The organism is Candidatus Pantoea deserta, from assembly GCF_003813865.1.
GTDB classification, from domain to species: domain Bacteria; phylum Pseudomonadota; class Gammaproteobacteria; order Enterobacterales; family Enterobacteriaceae; genus Pantoea; species Pantoea deserta.
Genome location: NZ_RMVG01000034.1, coordinates 1 through 16410, shown reverse-complemented (window position 1 = coordinate 16410; position 16410 = coordinate 1). Strand labels below are relative to the sequence as shown.

General features: G+C 47.9%; 15 protein-coding genes. 11 read left to right on the top strand and 4 right to left on the bottom strand.

Annotated features, from left to right (window positions below; genetic code table 11):
• Window positions 1-213 precede the first annotated feature (213 nt).
• From BBB56_RS22745 to BBB56_RS22735, 3 genes are all read left to right on the top strand, one after another.
• Window positions 214-867 carry a LysE family translocator gene (locus BBB56_RS22745; protein WP_123803169.1) on the top strand — a complete coding sequence of 218 codons (654 nt, stop codon included), beginning with the start codon at window positions 214-216 and terminating at the stop codon, window positions 865-867.
• Window positions 868-1216: 349 nt separating this feature from the next.
• Window positions 1217-1978: a c-type cytochrome gene (locus BBB56_RS22740; protein ID WP_123803168.1), complete on the top strand. Its 762-nt coding sequence runs from the start codon at window positions 1217-1219 to the stop codon at window positions 1976-1978.
• 140 nt (window positions 1979-2118) lie between these two features.
• Entirely contained in the window at window positions 2119-3123 is a 1005-nt protein-coding gene (locus BBB56_RS22735) for a LacI family DNA-binding transcriptional regulator (protein ID WP_158673960.1), read from the top strand.
• A 23-nt stretch (window positions 3124-3146) separates the two neighbouring features.
• Here BBB56_RS22735 and BBB56_RS22730 read toward each other — a convergent pair whose 3' ends face one another.
• Complete coding sequence (locus BBB56_RS22730) at window positions 3147-4169, bottom strand: LacI family DNA-binding transcriptional regulator (protein ID WP_123803166.1); 1023 nt, start codon at window positions 4167-4169, stop codon at window positions 3147-3149.
• A 272-nt stretch (window positions 4170-4441) separates the two neighbouring features.
• On the opposite strand from BBB56_RS22730, the gene BBB56_RS22725 reads away from it, so the two are divergent.
• The 7 genes from BBB56_RS22725 to BBB56_RS22695 all read left to right on the top strand — a co-directional run bounded on the left by BBB56_RS22725 (window position 4442) and on the right by BBB56_RS22695 (window position 12217).
• Window positions 4442-5473 (top strand): Gfo/Idh/MocA family protein, encoded by a 1032-nt coding sequence (locus tag BBB56_RS22725; protein WP_123803165.1) that lies wholly within the window; start codon window positions 4442-4444, stop codon window positions 5471-5473.
• Window positions 5470-6642 (top strand): Gfo/Idh/MocA family protein, encoded by a 1173-nt coding sequence (locus tag BBB56_RS22720; protein WP_123803164.1) that lies wholly within the window; start codon window positions 5470-5472, stop codon window positions 6640-6642. Before BBB56_RS22725 ends, BBB56_RS22720 begins: the two co-directional genes overlap by 4 nt.
• Before the next feature lie 11 nt (window positions 6643-6653).
• Complete coding sequence (gene iolG / locus BBB56_RS22715) at window positions 6654-7640, top strand: inositol 2-dehydrogenase (RefSeq protein ID WP_123803163.1); 987 nt, start codon at window positions 6654-6656, stop codon at window positions 7638-7640.
• Between the two features lie 8 nt (window positions 7641-7648).
• Entirely contained in the window at window positions 7649-8602 is a 954-nt protein-coding gene (locus tag BBB56_RS22710) for a sugar phosphate isomerase/epimerase family protein (RefSeq protein ID WP_233593095.1), read from the top strand.
• A gap of 66 nt (window positions 8603-8668) precedes the next feature.
• Window positions 8669-9604, top strand: a complete 936-nt coding sequence (locus BBB56_RS22705) for a sugar ABC transporter substrate-binding protein (RefSeq protein ID WP_123803161.1) — start codon at window positions 8669-8671, stop codon at window positions 9602-9604.
• A gap of 13 nt (window positions 9605-9617) precedes the next feature.
• Window positions 9618-11159: a sugar ABC transporter ATP-binding protein gene (locus BBB56_RS22700; protein ID WP_123803160.1), complete on the top strand. Its 1542-nt coding sequence runs from the start codon at window positions 9618-9620 to the stop codon at window positions 11157-11159.
• A 26-nt stretch (window positions 11160-11185) separates the two neighbouring features.
• The gene (locus tag BBB56_RS22695; RefSeq protein ID WP_233593094.1) at window positions 11186-12217 is read left to right on the top strand and encodes an ABC transporter permease; all 1032 of its coding nucleotides are present in this window, start codon (window positions 11186-11188) and stop codon (window positions 12215-12217) included.
• Window positions 12218-12729: 512 nt separating this feature from the next.
• Here the strand turns inward: BBB56_RS22695 and BBB56_RS22690 are convergent.
• The 3 genes from BBB56_RS22690 to BBB56_RS22680 form a co-directional block, all read right to left on the bottom strand.
• Window positions 12730-13386, bottom strand: a complete 657-nt coding sequence (locus tag BBB56_RS22690; RefSeq protein ID WP_123803158.1) for a methionine ABC transporter permease — start codon at window positions 13384-13386, stop codon at window positions 12730-12732.
• Window positions 13364-14425 (bottom strand): methionine ABC transporter ATP-binding protein, encoded by a 1062-nt coding sequence (locus BBB56_RS22685; protein ID WP_199756296.1) that lies wholly within the window; start codon window positions 14423-14425, stop codon window positions 13364-13366. Before BBB56_RS22685 ends, BBB56_RS22690 begins: the two co-directional genes overlap by 23 nt.
• Before the next feature lie 67 nt (window positions 14426-14492).
• On the bottom strand, window positions 14493-15296 hold the full coding sequence (locus tag BBB56_RS22680; protein ID WP_123803156.1) for a MetQ/NlpA family ABC transporter substrate-binding protein: 804 nt from the start codon (window positions 15294-15296) through the stop codon (window positions 14493-14495).
• Window positions 15297-15625: 329 nt separating this feature from the next.
• Here BBB56_RS22680 and BBB56_RS22675 point away from each other — a divergent pair, with 329 nt between their 5' ends.
• Window positions 15626-16264: a LysE family translocator gene (locus tag BBB56_RS22675; RefSeq protein WP_233593093.1), complete on the top strand. Its 639-nt coding sequence runs from the start codon at window positions 15626-15628 to the stop codon at window positions 16262-16264.
• Window positions 16265-16410 lie beyond the last annotated feature (146 nt).

Sequence of the window (16410 nt, the reverse complement as noted above, 5' to 3'; positions counted from 1 at the left end):
AACAGCGTGCTAATTAAGCTACCGGGATATGATTGCGCCTGTAAGAGAAAATATTTCGCCTATACAGCCTTCTGAATATCAGAATTTCTAACCCCTACAGATACCTTCATGAGGGTGAAGCGTTCGTAACCTTGTGCTGACAAGAGGTTCTGCTTTCGGCTTTTTTGAGGGTGAGGTAACGTAGCAAGAAATTTTTTCTCGGATGCCACTATCATGCCTTCCATTGAAACCTTCATCACTTTCCTTTTAGCTCTGACGCTTCTGGAGATTTCTCCGGGGCCCGACATGATGCTAACCATCGCCAGAGGCGTTGGTCAGGGAAGACGAATAGCTTTACTGACAGTACTGGGTAATGTCTTTGTCGCTGGGTTTGTGCAGGTTTCCTTTTTAGTTTTGGGACTTGTAACCGTCGTTCACGCCTGGCCGGTTGCGCTGGATCTGTTGAGGTGGGGCGGTGCTGCTTATTTGATATGGCTGGGCATAAAAATGATCGCCACCTCAGGCACAGATACCCGATTGAGAAAAACCGCAAAGATTTCTGACTGGAATGCGGTGAAAGAGGGGGCTCTGAACAGCCTCACTAACCCAAAATCCCTGCTGTTTATGTTTGCTTTTCTTCCTCAGTTTGTCGATCCCGTGGCTGGCCCTGTCTGGCTACAGCTGCTCGTTCTGGGCAGTATTCAGAAACTGGCTGGAATTGTTTCTCTGGGGTCCGTTGCAATGGCATCAGGGACATTTGGCAACTGGTTAGGTAAACACCCTGGCTTTATCAAATGGCAGGAGCGTTTTACAGGCGTTGTCATGGTAGGTCTTGGTATTCGCATGCTTCTCAGTGGTTCTGGTGTCGTTTCAAAACCTGTGAAATAAGCCTTACCGATACGGTAAGTTTAATGTTCGTACCTTGTATAGCGGCCACATGTTTTTATAGCCAGTTAACGCGCAGGCAGTAAGCCTAATCCAGGTTGTCCTGCCGTTATCTGCAAAGTTTAGCCGTGGTGACCATCAGGATGCTGATGATCTCGCCCTTTCTTAAACCGAAGCCGGCGATACAGTGGCAATCTCAAGCTCGGCCTTGAACAAGTGAATAGATACGAGTAATGGCTTTTCGTCCAGAAATAAGAAAATAATAAAATTATCCAGTGATTCTTTCCGCAGGGATTATTAGACGTGTTCTTTCCTGGCCCTGACACAGGACACTTCCACACATTATACGGGCATGATTTCCAGCATCGGCGGCTGGACCAATCAAGAGCTGGTGCAGTATCTGCGAACTGGCCATGTTGAGGGCAAAGCGCAAGCAGGCGGCGGTATGGCTGAAGCGGTGCAGAACAGTTTTCAGCATATGAGCGATGCCGATCTGCAAGCCATTGCCAGCTACTTGAAAACGGTGAAACCGGTTCGAAATGCTCAGCAGCAGACACCGGCTTATTCTGTTGATAAGGCAAAAACAGCTGACTGGGAGAGCAGCGAGTTTCCGATTGATAATAATGCCACACCTTCCCGACACGATAACCTGTCTAACCTTAGCGGGGTCTCTCTGTACAACTCAGCGTGTGCGGCCTGTCACGGCATGCAAGGTGAAGGAACGCCAGATCAGGTTATTCCGTCACTGTCTCGTAATTCTGCGGTCGGTGCCGAACTGGCCAATAACGTTGTGATGGCAATAAGCCAGGGCATTTACCGTGAGACTCAGGGAACTATGGCCTCAATGCCAGCATTTAGTGCCCAGGCAGAACATATCACGTCGACTCTTTCACCCGCTCAGATTGCCTCCGTAACTAACTACGTGATGGCGCAGTATGGGAAAGACGATCCTGGACTGACCGAGCAGGACGTGTTGCAAATCCAGCAAGGCGGTGGCTCATCATTTTTGATTTGTTATGCGGCCCTGCTCGCATGGATTGGATTTGGGGCCGGCGCGATTTTCTTGCTAGTTGCGCTCATATTTATGGTCAAATTCTGCCGCAAAAAGCGCTAATTTTGCATACTTTGGGTATCAGCCTGGTGCTGATAGCCCTCATTCAGAAGTTCTTGCCGTCATACCTCACCTCATCATTTGTTAATTTTTCATGCTATATGCACTATCATGACTTCCCTTTCACTTTCCAGGGTACTTCTATGGCTGAGCAAAACGTGCGAAAAAAACTTACTATTCAGGATATTGCCCGTATTTCCGGGTTAAGCACTGCAACAGTTGATCGCGTTTTGAATAACCGCCCAGGAGTCAAAGAAAGTACCAGAACGCGCGTCGAAAATGCTCTGAAGCAAGGTGGACCAGAACTTCAGCCTCTTACCTCCCGTCACATAGCCTTTGTTATTGATGCTGGCAGCAGCTTTATTGAAATAGTTCGTGCCTCACTGGAGCGAGTTAAATATGCCTTTCCTCATATCAGCTTTACCTTTGACAGTGTGCTGAACTGTGAACGCGAACAGCTCTCTTTTTGCCAGACGCTAAAATCCCGCATCGCAAATTCTGATGGGGTAGTGCTTGTCTCACGTGAGGACATGCTGATCAATAGCGAGGTTCGTGAGGCAGCAGGTAAGGGCGTTCCGATTGTCAGCCTGACATCGGATATGCCGCATTCGGCGGCGTATATTGGTGTCGATGAAGTGAGTGTAGGAGCGAACGCTGCTTTATTCATGGGCCGGATGATCAGACAAAAAAGTGCCAAAGTGGTTTTCGTAGCCAGCTCCACCTACCGGGCTCAGGAAGAACGGGAAATGGGGTTCCGGCGTGTTATGCGCAGCGAGTTCCCGCACCTCAGTGTGATTGAGAAAATTAATTCAAACGATGAATCTGACGGGACCTATAAAATCATCCGCGATTTCCTGGCACAGAATCCTGACGTAGCTGGAATTTATAATCTTGCTGGTGGCAACCGTGGGGTAGCCCGAGCACTTAATGAAGCAGGATTAACCGGCAAAACCATCTTTATTGGGCATGAGCTGACTGAACATACTCAAAAGCTGCTCGAACAGGGAGGGATGGATATTGTATTCGCACATGACATGGATCGTGAAGTCAGCGGCTGTATTGAAGCCATTGACAAACTGTGTCGTGGTGTTAAACCCGAGCGATCTTATTATCCATCGCTTATCTACACTCGCTATTCACGATTCTAGTATTTTCATTTGATCGCTAAAAATCAGTCAAACCACGAGTTTTTATTATAAATCTGGAGAGCAGTTTTTACATCGCTACAGGGTTTGCCTGCTCGAATTTTCTTCAGGATATTGATGCAATGCTGGATTTCCTGCTGTACGTCGTGGCCAAGCACGATGTCCATTTCGCCTGTATCCAGTAGTGTGCGGGTAAAACTGCTGAGTTCGTGCCCAAAAAACAGAACCCTGTCAGCAAGGCCAAACTCTGAGAGTGCACGCGCTACGCCACGGTTACCGCCCGCCATGTTATAGATCCCTGCCATAGGTTCATTTTCAAGCAGAAATTTTCTCACGCTTATGTAAGCACCCTCGGCTTCATCATTAAAATTCACTCGCTCGAGAATATGAAGATGTGGATATTCGGTGCGTAATACCCGGCGAAAACCTATCTCTCGCTCTTCCTGCGTGCGATAACTGGCGCTGAACAGCAGCAGAATTTTTCCAAATTTTTTTGGCAACATTTTTCCCATCAGCCAGGCTGCTGTCGCTCCGGTGCTGACTTGATCCACGCCAACATAGGCTGTACGCCGTGAATTAGGCAGGTCGGTTGTCAGACAAATTACTGGCACACCTCGATCTACGGCCCCCCTGACGGCTCGATTAACTTTTGCCTCGTCCCGCGACACAAGAATAATACCCTCTGCCTCCTTTGAGCGGCTATGAATAAGTGCACTGAATCGTTCGCTGTTCACCTGAATATTGGGAATGCTGTCAAAAGTAAATTTATATTGCGTATTCTCACTGATAAATTTTTTAACTTCATGTTCAATGATAGTAATAAAGCTGGATCCGGCTTCGCATATAAACGCAATGCGTTGAGCTGGGGCTTCTGTATGGGCATCTTGATCTTCCTGGAGCTGCTTAATAGCCGCCAGAACACGACTACGTGTTTTTTCTTTTACGCCCGGCCTGTCATTAATGACGCGATCGACGGTTGCAGAGCCTAATCCGGAAAGAGTAGCAATCTCAGCAACAGTCGGACCACGGCGAAAAAGTTTATCGTTCATAACTGATGTAAACCCCATCATTCTTGCGACATGATTAATCATATCTATAAAGGCCCAAAAAACAAAATTACCTATCACACTGATTAAACTAAGTATTTACTGAAATGATTTAATTAACATCAAAATTATGTGTGATGCACATCATTATTTAAGCATCATTTATCTCGGCTTGATTGACTTAAAGATCACTGAGAGCGATCAATTGCGACATAAATTTTTCACTTTCGCAGAACAGCGAAATACGCAATGACACTCAGTCTGAGAGGTAAAGGATGTCGAACCAAGGGGTTATCAAAGTAAGTAATCCGGTCCGCTGGGGGATTATCAGCACCGCCAATATAGCCTGTGCCAAACTTATTCCAGCGATGCTGGCAAGCGAATATTGTGAGGTTAAAGCCATCGCTTCGCGTTCTCCTGAAAAAGCCAGGGAGAAGGCTGCGCAGTTCGGCATTGGAAAAGCTTTTGGTAGTTATGAGGAACTGCTGAACGATCCCGATATTGAGGCCATCTACGTTCCTCTGCCAAACGATCAGCATATCGATATGGTCATGGCCGCAGCGGCACACGGGAAGCACGTGCTGTGTGAAAAACCCATCGCCCTTAACGCCACTGAAGCGCTGCGTCTGCGCGACATTCCAGAAAATATTCTGGTTGCAGAAGCCTTTATGGTTCGTCATCACCCTCAGTTCGATATTCTGCGCCAGCAGCTTCGCAGTGGAGAGCACGGCAAACTACAGACCGCGCAGATTCTGCTCTCCTTCATGCTGGATAATCCCGGTGACTTTCGCTTTGACACGAAAAAGGGCGGCGGTGCGCTGTTTGACCTGGGTTGTTACACCGTTATGACGGCCCGTTATCTGTTGGAACGCGAACCTGAGCGCGTGTTCTGCTCAATGGCGCGCTCAACAGAAAACGGTACCGATGAAACTACGCATGCCATCCTGGACTTCGGTCTGGGGCAGCAGGTTACGCTAACCGTTGGTCTCAAGATGGCCGCGTCACAGCGTGTACAGGTTGTCTGTGAAAAATCCCTTCTGGACCTTTCTGCCCCTTATGTACCGGGTAAAGGCTCACCAGCCACGCTCTGGGTTGACTCCCACACAGGTCTGGACGATGCCGCACCACAGCCGCGTATTCTGCCGGTAGTCGAGCAGTATCAGTGTGAAGCAACCAACTTCTCCCGCGCCGTTCGCGGTGAGATGGTTCCGGAGTTTGGCGTGGAAGATGCCATTTCTCAGATGCGCGTAATAGACGCGCTCTTTGCTTCAGCCGAGTCAGGGCAGTGGCAGGAGGTGGCGAAATGAAAACATTCAATATCGCCATTATCGGTGCCGGCATGATCGGCGCTGCTCACGCATCAGGATATCGGGCACATCAGGCTCGACTCGCTGGCCCGGACAGCCAGTTTGTTCTGCATACCGTATGCGACGCACGTGAGGACGCTGCTCGAGAACTGGCGCGCGTATGGGGATTTGCTCATGTCGCCAGCGACTGGCAGGCCGTACTGGATAATTCCGAGATTGATATCGTCAGCGTAGCGCTACCGAACTTTCTGCACGCAGACGTCGCGGCGGCGGCGCTGCGCGCTGGCAAGCATGTGCTGTGTGAAAAGCCTCTGGCGCTGACGGCTGCACAGGCGAAAGAGCTGACTGAGCTGGCTGCGTCGAGCAAGGGCATCAGCGGCAGCGTCTTTAACTATCGGCGAATTCCGGCTGTGTCCATGATCAAAGAGCTTATTGAGAGGGGCGAAATAGGTACGCCGACACACCTGCTGGTGCAGTACCAGTGCGGATATGCTGCCGATCCGCTGTTGCCGCACAGCTGGCGTTACACCGAGAGTCGAGCGGGCGGCGGTGCATTACACGACGTGGGTGCGCATGCTGTTGATATAGCCCGCTTCCTCTGTGGCGACATTACAGAAATTGTAGGTGCCACTACGGATACTTTCATAAAAGAGCGCTATCTGCCCCTTACAGCAGGTGCCGGACACACCCACGTCACACTGAGCGATAAAACAGAAACTGTGGACACGGACGACATTAGCTCCTGCGTAATGCGCTTCAACAACGGATGTCAGGGCCTGTTCTCTGCCAGCCGCGTAACGGTGGGTATGGGTAATACGCTGTCCTTCACCCTGACGGGCAGTAAAGGCACCGTGTTATTCAACTCCGAGCGTCCGGGGGAGTACAAAATTGCCCGAGCCGGGATTGAAAAGGGGGCCTTTATGACACAGGCAAACAACCCAACTTTCCCGTATCTCAGCGACATGATCCCTGTACCACACGACGGCGTTGCTATTGGCTATGCGGAGGGGTTTGGGTTCATGATCGCCGAGTTCATGCAGGCTGTGGCGCAAAACCGCGCTTATACCAAAGGAAGCTTTGCTGACGGACTCGCCGTCGCACGGGTACTGGAAGCCATTCAACATGCTGCCCGCGATCGTCGTCCGGTAGCTATCAACTCGCTCAAGTAAAGGAAACGCTCATGTTTAATGTAGCCCTCTTTGGCGCAGGACGTATTGGCCAAATCCATGCTGGTAACATTGCCGCACACCCTGATTGTAAGCTGGTACGCGTCGTTGACGTACACCAGCCCGCCGCAGAAACACTGGCTGAAAAATACGGTGCTCAGGCAAGCTCGCTTGAAGATGCCCTCAGAGACAGTAGTGTCAATCTTGTGGCTATTTGCAGCGCGACAGATACGCACGCTGATCTTATAGAAGCGTCTGCTCGCGCCGGTAAGGCCATCTTTTGTGAGAAACCGGTAGACCTCAGTATGGAGCGCGTTGAGCGCTGCCTGGCAACCGTGCGTGAAGCGAACGTTCCCTTAATGGTTGGTTTCAACCGTCGTTTTGATCCAAGCATGGCGAGTCTTCAGCAGGCGCTGTCAGATGGGGAAGTCGGTGAGCTTGAGTTCGTGACGATTAGCTCTCGCGACCCGGGAGCCCCTTCTGCGGATTACGTTAAAACGTCCGGTGGTCTGTTTCGTGACATGACGATCCACGATTTTGACATGGCACGCTGGCTGCTGCAGGAAGAGCCAGTCTCAGTATTCGCTAGCGCAGCTGCGCTGATTGATCCACAGATCAAAGCACTCGGCGATGTGGATACCGCCGTGATCACGCTGACCTGCGCCAGCGGGAAAATGGCAGTGATTACTAACAGTCGCCGTGCCAGCTACGGTTACGACCAGAGAATTGAAGTCCATGGCAGCAAGGGAATGCTTGCTGTGGCTAACCATCCTGAAAACAGCCTGATTAAGTCAGTCGCTGAGGGTGTAGTGGCTCAGAAACCCATGCATTTCTTCCTGCAACGCTATGGCGATGCCTATCGTCAGGAATTTGCGAGCCTTATCGAGCACTTGAAGACCAAAACGGCCATTCATCCTTCTGGCGAAGATGGCCTTCAGGCGCTGCGTCTGGCGGATGCGGCTCTGACGTCGCTCAAAACCGGCAGGGCGGTGCAATTATGAAAGTCGGCATGGTCACAGATAGCCTGGGCCATCTGAACCAGGACGATATGCTGCGTGCTGCAGCTGAGCTGGGGTTGAGCCATATCGAATTTTGCTGTGGTAACTGGTCATCGGCACCCCATCTTAACCTGTCGGAACTGCTTTCCAGCGGTGATGCGCGCCGTAACTTTCTCGCCAGGGTAAAAGATCATGGGCTGAGTATTTCAGCTCTTAACGCCAGCGGCAATCCCCTTCACCCTGGCGCTAGCGGCAAGGAGCACGAAGCCTGTGCCGATGCCACGCTGGAGCTTGCCGGACTGCTAAATATCGATCGTGTAGTCATGATGTCCGGCCTGCCGGGTGGTCCGGGAGATCAGTGGCCAAACTGGATAACTCTCGCCTGGCCGCCATTCTGTGGCGAGATTCTGGAATACCAGTGGAATGAAGTCGCCATTCCCTGGTGGAAAGAACGCGTGAAGCTTGCCAACCGTCATGGAGTCGGACGCCTGTGCATAGAGTTTCACGGCGGCCAGCTGGTTTATAACGTGCCGACTTTCTGGCGCCTGCGTGAGGCCGTAGGCAAAACCGTTGGGGTGAACTTTGATCCCAGCCATCTGATATGGATGGGTGCTGATCCGCTGGCCTGCATTCATGACCTCGGAGATGCCATCTATCACGTTCATGCGAAAGACACGTGGATCAACCATCGTCAGACGGCGCTGACGACTCGGCTGGAAACCCTGCACGGGAGTAAAAACCGCGAGCGTTCGTGGAATTACGTCACGCTCGGATACGGCCAGGACGAACTGTGGTGGAAGCAGTTCTGTTACCACCTTCGCCAGGTTGGTTACGACGACGTACTGAGCATTGAACATGAGGATGCAATCATGGCGCGCGACGAAGGCGTGCTGAAATCCGTAACGCTGTTGAAACGCTGCCTTGCGGATGCCGTATCGGATTATACGCTGCCCGACATCGGCTGATTCTTTGACGTAAAAACAGGGCCGCCTTAACGGCCCAATAATAAACTCACGAAAGAAGAGAACATCATGCGTAACCCTACAAAAAAACTCATTACCCTGCTGTGCATGCTGCCCCTCTCCAGCGTTCTTCACGCTGCTTCCCCTCAGGTTGGTGTTGCCATGTCAGCATTTGATGACAACTGGCTGACCATTCTGCGCAGCGCCATTACCGACGAAGCCAAAAAAGAGGGGGCAACCGTTCAGATGGAGGACGGTAAAAATGAGGTCGGTACCCAACTTAACCAGATTCAGAATTTCGCCGCGTCCAGCCTGCAGGCCATTATCGTGAATCCAGTGGACAGTACCGCAGTACAGTCGATTTCGGACGAAGCGCATGAAGCCGAAATACCGCTGGTTTACGTCAATCGGGAGCCGGCCAACATCAACATGCTGCCTGAAAACCAGGCATTCGTAGGTTCAAGCGAAATTGAAGGCGGTACGTTGCAGGGCAAAGAGGTCTGTCGCCTGCTTAACGGCAAAGGGAATGTGCTCATTATGCAGGGCGATTTGGCTCAACAATCAGCCGTCCTGCGTACTCAGGCGGTGGAAGACGTATTTAAAAAGGCACCTTGCGATGGGATCAAGGTCGTTGACAAGCAGATCGCCAAATGGACGCGCACCGGCGGCAACAACCTGATGACTAACTGGCTTTCAACCAACCTGAAATTTGATGCGGTCGTTGCGAATAACGATGAGATGGCGCTTGGTGCAATCCAGGCGCTACACGCGTCCAACCGCGATATGAAAACCGTTGTGGTAGCCGGTATTGACGCTACGGTCGATGCGCTGAATGCAATGAAAGCAGGCGATCTGGATGTCACCGTTTTCCAGGATGCGACGGCTCAGGGGCGTGAGGCACTTGTCACCGCCATGAAGCTGGTCAAAGGGGAAAAGGTGCCAAAGCGCGTCCTTATTCCTTATCAGCTGGTTACGCCAGCAAATATGAATCAGTTCCTGAAATAACCAGGAGACGCTCATGACTACTCTTTCAACCCCGGTACGTCCGAGAGACGTGTCGCGATCGCCGCTGGGCTGGGACTACGTTCTGGAAGTGGAGAAGGTGCGTAAAGCCTTTCCTGGCGTGGTGGCACTCGACGATGTCTCACTGAAAATTAAACCCGGCTCCGTGCATGCATTAATGGGAGAAAACGGTGCCGGAAAATCCACCTTAATGAAAATTATCTCCGGTCTGTACCAGCCTGACAGCGGTAACATCCGGCTGCGCGGAGAGACCATTACGCTGACCAGCCCGCTCGCCGCACAGCAGGCAGGCATCGCGATGATTCATCAGGAACTGCTGCTGATGAACTCTATGACGGTGGCAGAAAACATCTGGATACGTCGTGAGCCCCGTAATCGATTTGGACTGATCGACCATGATGCTATGTATGATCAGACAGAAGCATTGCTGCATCGTCTTAAGCTAAATCTGGATCCCGATGCGCTTGTCAGTGAGCTTTCCATGGCTAACCGACAGATGGTTGAGATAGCGAAAGCCGTATCGCTGGAGGCAGATGTGCTGATTATGGATGAATCGACGTCTTCCATCACGGAAACCGAGGTTGCGCATCTGTTTGACATTATCCGCGACCTTCGCGACAGCGGCATCGGCATTGTTTATATCACGCACAAAATGAACGAGCTGTACGAGATTGCAGATGAGTTCACTGTCTTTCGCGACGGGAAATACGTGGGGACGCATGATGCGTCTAGCGTGACGCGAGAAGAGATCATCAAAATGATGGTTGGCCGCGAGATCACACAGATGTTTCCAAAAGAAGTGGTGCCGATGGGGGATGTGGCGCTGAAAGTAGAGGGACTGACGCTGGAAGGCATCTTTCAGGACGTTTCTTTTGATCTGCGTGCCGGTGAGATACTGGGATTTGCTGGTCTTGTGGGCTCTGGTCGTTCAAACGTGGCGGAAACCCTCTTCGGGGTTACACCGGCTACAGGCGGCACTATTACGCTGGATGGAAAAACGCTTGTGATGTCCTCTGCCTATAAAGCTATCCGGCACGGGATGGCGATGCTGACGGAGGATCGAAAGGAAACCGGCTGTTTTCTGGCGCTGGATATTCAGGAAAACATGCAGATCGCCGCCATTCATGAAAACTACTGCCGCAACGGCATTGTTGACGAGGCGCGGCTGGAGGTGGACTGCCATGACATCTGTCAGAAGCTTCGCGTAAAAACGCCCAATATGCATGAGTGCATTGAAAACCTCTCTGGAGGAAATCAGCAAAAGGTCCTGATTTGCCGCTGGCTGCTTACCCGGCCCCGCATTCTGATCCTTGATGAGCCGACCCGGGGTATTGATGTTGGGGCGAAAGCAGAAATCCACCGTCTGATCGTCGAACTGGCGCGGCAGGGTGTAGCCATCATCCTTATATCATCTGAGCTACCTGAAGTCCTTGGCATGAGCGATCGCATCGTAGTGATGCACGAGGGAAGGGTCACCGGCATTGTTGATGCGGTGACGGCTGACCAGACGTCCATCATGAGTCTGGCGGCTCATTAACAGTTTCATGTGAGGTAATCATGACTATGTCATCCACAGATAATATCCAGCCAGTCCCGGTGAGGCGCAAAAAACGTCTGCCAACTGAAGTGAGTATCTTTCTGGTTTTTCTTGGTATTGCCGCACTTTTTGAAATCGCAGGCTGGATCGTGGTCGGTCAGAGCTTCCTGTTCAACCTGCATCGCCTGCAAATTATCATTTTGCAGGTTGCTGTTATCGGCATTATTGCAGTAGGGGTGACGTTAGTCATCATTACCGGCGGTATCGATCTCTCCTCCGGGTCGGTGGTCGCGATGAGCGCCATGATTGCTGCTACTTTTGCGCAGAGTTCGCTCTGGCCTAAAGTATTTTATCCGGGTATGACGGACCTGCCTTTTATCGTGCCTCTGGGAGTTGGGCTGCTTATCGGCGCGGCAGCGGGGCTGGTAAACGGATTGCTTATTAGCCTGACTAAAATCCCTCCCTTTATTGCCACTCTAGGGATGATGGTGGCAGCGCGCGGTGTTGCCAACTGGTATACCGAAGGCAGTCCTGTGTCTGGTTTTACTGATGGTTTTGCATGGCTGGGTAATGGTCTGGGACGTTGGGCACCGGTAGTAATATTCATTGTAGTCGCGCTACTGTTCCATCTCATCATGCGTTATACCCGCTTTGGTAAGTTCACTTATGCTATTGGCGCTAATCTGCCGGCTGCACGCGCTTCAGGGATCAACATTGAACGTCATCTGATAAAGATATATGTGATCGCGGGACTACTGGCGGGACTGGCTGCAATGGTGGCCATTGCTCGTATCAAGACGGCACAGGCTGGAATGGGGATGATGTATGAACTGGATGCAATCGCTGCGGCAGTAATCGGGGGTGTTTCGCTGTCGGGAGGGCGCGGTCGCATCCTTGGTACGGTAATCGGTGCGCTGATACTCGGGGTAATGATGTCTGGGTTTACCTTCCTGCGCGTCGATGCGTACTATCAGGATATCATCAAGGGCAGCATCATCGTGCTCGCCGTAGTGATAGATCAATACCGACAGTCGGGACGCGTTAAAAAGAAGAGTTAGTCACCGCAGAGTGACTACGTAGGGTTCGTTGGCGCTCTCAGAGCGCCTTTTTTGCTTAAGGTCTTATTTCAACAGTCGTTTTCAACCAAGAGTAATTACATGCTGTGAAGTTAAAGTCCCTGGGACTGCCAGTTCAGAGCTTACATTTTTTATTCGTAAGATCAGCAAAACGTCCTAAAAAAATACTCATCCCAAATGGGAAGTATCATTAACCAGATATTTGCCAAAGGTGGAGAAAACTTAATGTCTATTTTATTATCACTATGTAAAAAGAGAGGTACATTTCCTTGTTTATGAAAAAGCATTGTGGATGAGCACAAGATATTTTTAAACAGTAAATACCTACACATTGTGATTTTGCTATTCTTTAAGAAAGAAGAGGCCAGACGGAGAAGGGTCTTTTAGGATTTTAAAAAATGGAAGAAATGTTTTAATGTTTCTTAGTAAGATTCTGGTTGAGCGAGATTAAAAAGCGCAAGCTGTAGGTACTGGCTTCCAATCTCGCTAAAAAACTATCTCGCACTTAGAATTTTGCGTACGAACAGATCACCAATAATTTGAATCAATGAAACAAGAGCGATTAAAATAACTATAACGACAATCATAACTTGTGTTTCATATCTTTCGTAACCGTATCGGACTGCCATATCTCCAAGTCCGCCGCCTCCCACAGCTCCTGCCATAGCAGAAGTTTCGACTAAAGCAATGGTTGTAACGGTTATTCCACCGACCAGAGAAGGCAATGCCTCAGGGAGTAGAACACTATAAATAATTCTTCTTCTTCGGCAACCCATTGCTTTAGCTGCTTCAATCAGACCATTATCAATGTTCCTTAAGCTCACTTCCGAAATCCTTGCAAAGAAAGGAATCAGATTAATGCTTATAGGAACAATGGCCGCCCACGTTCCAAGAGTGGTCCCTACTATAAAGCGGGTAAATGGGAGGATTGCAACAAGCAATATAATAAAAGGTACGGATCTTAAAAGGTTAATGACAAGAGAGAGAGTTTTATATGCAACCGGTTTTTCATACAGTCCACCAGGTGATGTAATAGTAAGCAGTATAGCTATTATCATTCCTGCAGCCACAGCGATTAGCATTGAAACGCCAACCATTTCTAATGTTTGTAGTAAAGCCTGAAAATATTTATCCAGCATGATCTGAGACATAACCCATAACCTCAATATTAACATTGTAATCTTTAATAACAGGATTTAATCTTAAAACTTCTAAATCCAGATGTTGTGGTGTAACGGCTATGATATTTCCCAGGATAAAGGATTCATATTGTTCAATATTGGATTTTATAATCTCGGACTCTTTTCCAAGTAAATACAGTACAGAAATAGGAATGCCCTGTGACAGGGTTTTCCCCGGGAAAGATAACTTCAGGATTTTTTTATATTTTTGATGAGTGGGTTTGCTCTCAAAATATCCATTCAGGCTAGATATTCCATCCAGGGAAAGTGGAGAAAGCAGACGCTGTGTTTCCTCAGCTTTTGGATTAGAAAAAATTTCATGTGTAGAGCCTGTCTCTACGATTTTCCCCTTGCTTAAGACAACTAATCTGTTACAGATTTTCTTTATGACACCCATGTCATGAGTAATTAAAATGATCGTAATACCCAGTTCTTTGTTTATTTCTTTGAGGAGACTCAAAATTGAATGGGTAGTTTCAGGATCAAGGGCGGAAGTTGCTTCGTCACAAAGTAAAATTTCTGGGTTATGCGCCAGCGCTCTCGCAATACCAACGCGCTGCTTTTGCCCTCCTGACAATTTAGAGGGTTTATCAAAAGCCTTTTCTTGCAAGCCTACTCTTTCAAGAAGAGCAAGAGCCGTTTTTCTTGCTTCACTGCGCTTGTACCCTGAACTTATGAGCGGAAATTCAACGTTCGCAACGACAGAGCGAGAGGAAAATAAATTGAAATGCTGAAAAATCATCCCAATTTTTTTTCTTAAATTCAGGAGGCTGGCATAGTCAATCGAGGCTATATCAATGTTATCTACAAAAACGCGGCCAAATGAAACATCCTCTAGCTTATTAAGCGTACGAAGAAGGGTAGATTTTCCTGCCCCACTTTGGCCGATGATACCAAAAATATCTCCCCTGTTGACTTCAAATGAGACATTGTCAAGCGCCGTAGCTTGTCCTGAGTCAGTTTTAAAGTGTTTACTGACATTTATTACTTCTATATGTTTATCTGCCACGATTTACTCTAAAAAATTAATTCAAAGAGGCTCTGTTATGACTGCATGTAACAGAGCACTTTTTAACTTAGAATGCAGGAATTACAGAACCGTGAAAATGTGTCTTTATGTATTGTTTAACGGGTTCTGATTGATAAGCTTTTATTAAAGCAGGTAGCCACTCAGCGTTTTTATCAGATTCTTTAACAGCAATCACGTTTACATACGGATTGTTTTCGCGTTTTTCAATCGCAATACCATCACGTGTGGCATACAGATTAACTTGTGCTGCAAATTGATTCTCGATAGCAGCCGCGTCAACATCGTTAAGGGAGCGCGCCTGTATAATATTACCGGCTTCAATAAATTTGAGTTTCTTGGGATTAGATACAACATCATTTAAAGTAGCGGTGCCATTATAAGGATCAAAACCATCCTTCAACGTGATTAATTTATGGTCACGAAGAATAACTAAAGCTCGCGTTTGGTTTGGCGGATCGGATGGAAGGCTAACGGTTGCATTGTTAGGGAGATCTTCTAACTTTTTGAATTTATTAGAATAAAACCCTATAGGTGAAATGTAAGTATCTGCTACATTTGTTATTTTATAGCCACGGTTTTGAATTTCTGACTTTAAATAAGGGATATGCTGAAAAGAATCGGCATTTAAATCACCATTGTTTAATGCTTCATTAGGATCTGCCGAACCACTGATAACAACCACATCTACATCTAAACCTGATTTTTTTGCTTCCACAGCAGCAACATTCCACAGCTCCTCATCTACACCGGCACGTACACCTACTTTCAGAGTCGTGGCGTGTACTAAACCTGTCACTAATGACAACGATAAAGCTAATACGTGAGCTGATTTAATTTTTGATTTAAACATCTTATTCCCTGTGCAGTTTTATGTGGCTAATCGATGAAATAAAAATTCTCAGCTAAAATATTAGGAATGATGGGTTTACACAATCATTTGATGTGTATTTGGCTATAATAAAAAATCATTTATAAATCATAATTTAGCAAAAGAGGAGGTATAATCACTGGTTTTGCCTCATGATTTAATTTTAATTGTATATAATTCAATGGCTTATTCTTTGCGTGGCGCGGGGGTTGCTTGATGTTTTTTTTGAATCATTTGTGTATAATCCTGATCGAGATTATGGCCGTAAAAAGAATAATTATCTTTTAAATTGAAAAGTGAGTGATATTAACGTGTTTAGCTACGAAGTACTTTCAACCTTCATTTTTGCTGTTCTGCTTTTACAGCTTTCACCTGGACCTGATATGATGCTTATCCTTGCGAGAGGAATCAGCCAGGGAAGAAAAACAGCTCTGTTAGTGGTTATTGGCGTCACGGTGGTCTCTGGCGTTTTTCAAATCCTTCTCCTTGCATTAGGTTTAGCTACCTTAATAAAATCACACCCGATTTTTTTAACACTCTTGCGCTTTACTGGAGCAGCCTACTTGGGTTACATAGGCTTAAAAATGCTATGGACCTCGATTGGAAAAAAAGTTTCTCTCTTAAATTCGACAGAAATAAGTCCCTTTAGCGCTGTAAAAGAAGGGCTGATTAATAATTTTACAAATCCGAAAGTTATGTTGTTTATGTTTGCTTTTTTACCTCAGTTTGTAAACAACTCTTACGGACATGTGATGTATCAACTGGCCGTTCTTGGCACTATTCAAAAAACTCTGGCGCTAATTATATTATCCATTATAGCCCTGGCATCGGATGCCATTGGAAAGATTTTTAATAAATATCCAGTTGCTTTGATATGGCAGCAAAGGCTTACAGGTTTCATAATGTTTGCTTTGGCATTGAGGTTGATTCTAATGGGCAATCCTTCATAGCTGCGGTTTTTTCTGCCATCAGCATTGTTGCCTGTTACAATCAGTTAGTATCATATAATTGTCGTAGCAGCCATATTAATAAAGTGATAGCTCATACCTTTTTTGAGTAATGAGCTACAAAGATCGTTGGCTAATATTATTTTGTA

Coding starts and splice junctions, on each gene's coding strand:
- BBB56_RS22730 (WP_123803166.1), bottom strand. CDS start 4,169: ATGAACGATAAACTTTTTCGCCGTGGTCCGACTGTTGCTGAGATTGCT.
- BBB56_RS22745 (WP_123803169.1), top strand. CDS start 214: ATGCCTTCCATTGAAACCTTCATCACTTTCCTTTTAGCTCTGACGCTT.
- BBB56_RS22740 (WP_123803168.1), top strand. CDS start 1,217: ATGATTTCCAGCATCGGCGGCTGGACCAATCAAGAGCTGGTGCAGTAT.
- BBB56_RS22720 (WP_123803164.1), top strand. CDS start 5,470: ATGAAAACATTCAATATCGCCATTATCGGTGCCGGCATGATCGGCGCT.
- BBB56_RS22725 (WP_123803165.1), top strand. CDS start 4,442: ATGTCGAACCAAGGGGTTATCAAAGTAAGTAATCCGGTCCGCTGGGGG.
- BBB56_RS22700 (WP_123803160.1), top strand. CDS start 9,618: ATGACTACTCTTTCAACCCCGGTACGTCCGAGAGACGTGTCGCGATCG.
- BBB56_RS22680 (WP_123803156.1), bottom strand. CDS start 15,296: ATGTTTAAATCAAAAATTAAATCAGCTCACGTATTAGCTTTATCGTTG.
- BBB56_RS22690 (WP_123803158.1), bottom strand. CDS start 13,386: ATGTCTCAGATCATGCTGGATAAATATTTTCAGGCTTTACTACAAACA.
- iolG (WP_123803163.1), top strand. CDS start 6,654: ATGTTTAATGTAGCCCTCTTTGGCGCAGGACGTATTGGCCAAATCCAT.
- BBB56_RS22695 (WP_233593094.1), top strand. CDS start 11,186: ATGTCATCCACAGATAATATCCAGCCAGTCCCGGTGAGGCGCAAAAAA.
- BBB56_RS22735 (WP_158673960.1), top strand. CDS start 2,119: ATGGCTGAGCAAAACGTGCGAAAAAAACTTACTATTCAGGATATTGCC.
- BBB56_RS22710 (WP_233593095.1), top strand. CDS start 7,649: ATGGTCACAGATAGCCTGGGCCATCTGAACCAGGACGATATGCTGCGT.
- BBB56_RS22705 (WP_123803161.1), top strand. CDS start 8,669: ATGCGTAACCCTACAAAAAAACTCATTACCCTGCTGTGCATGCTGCCC.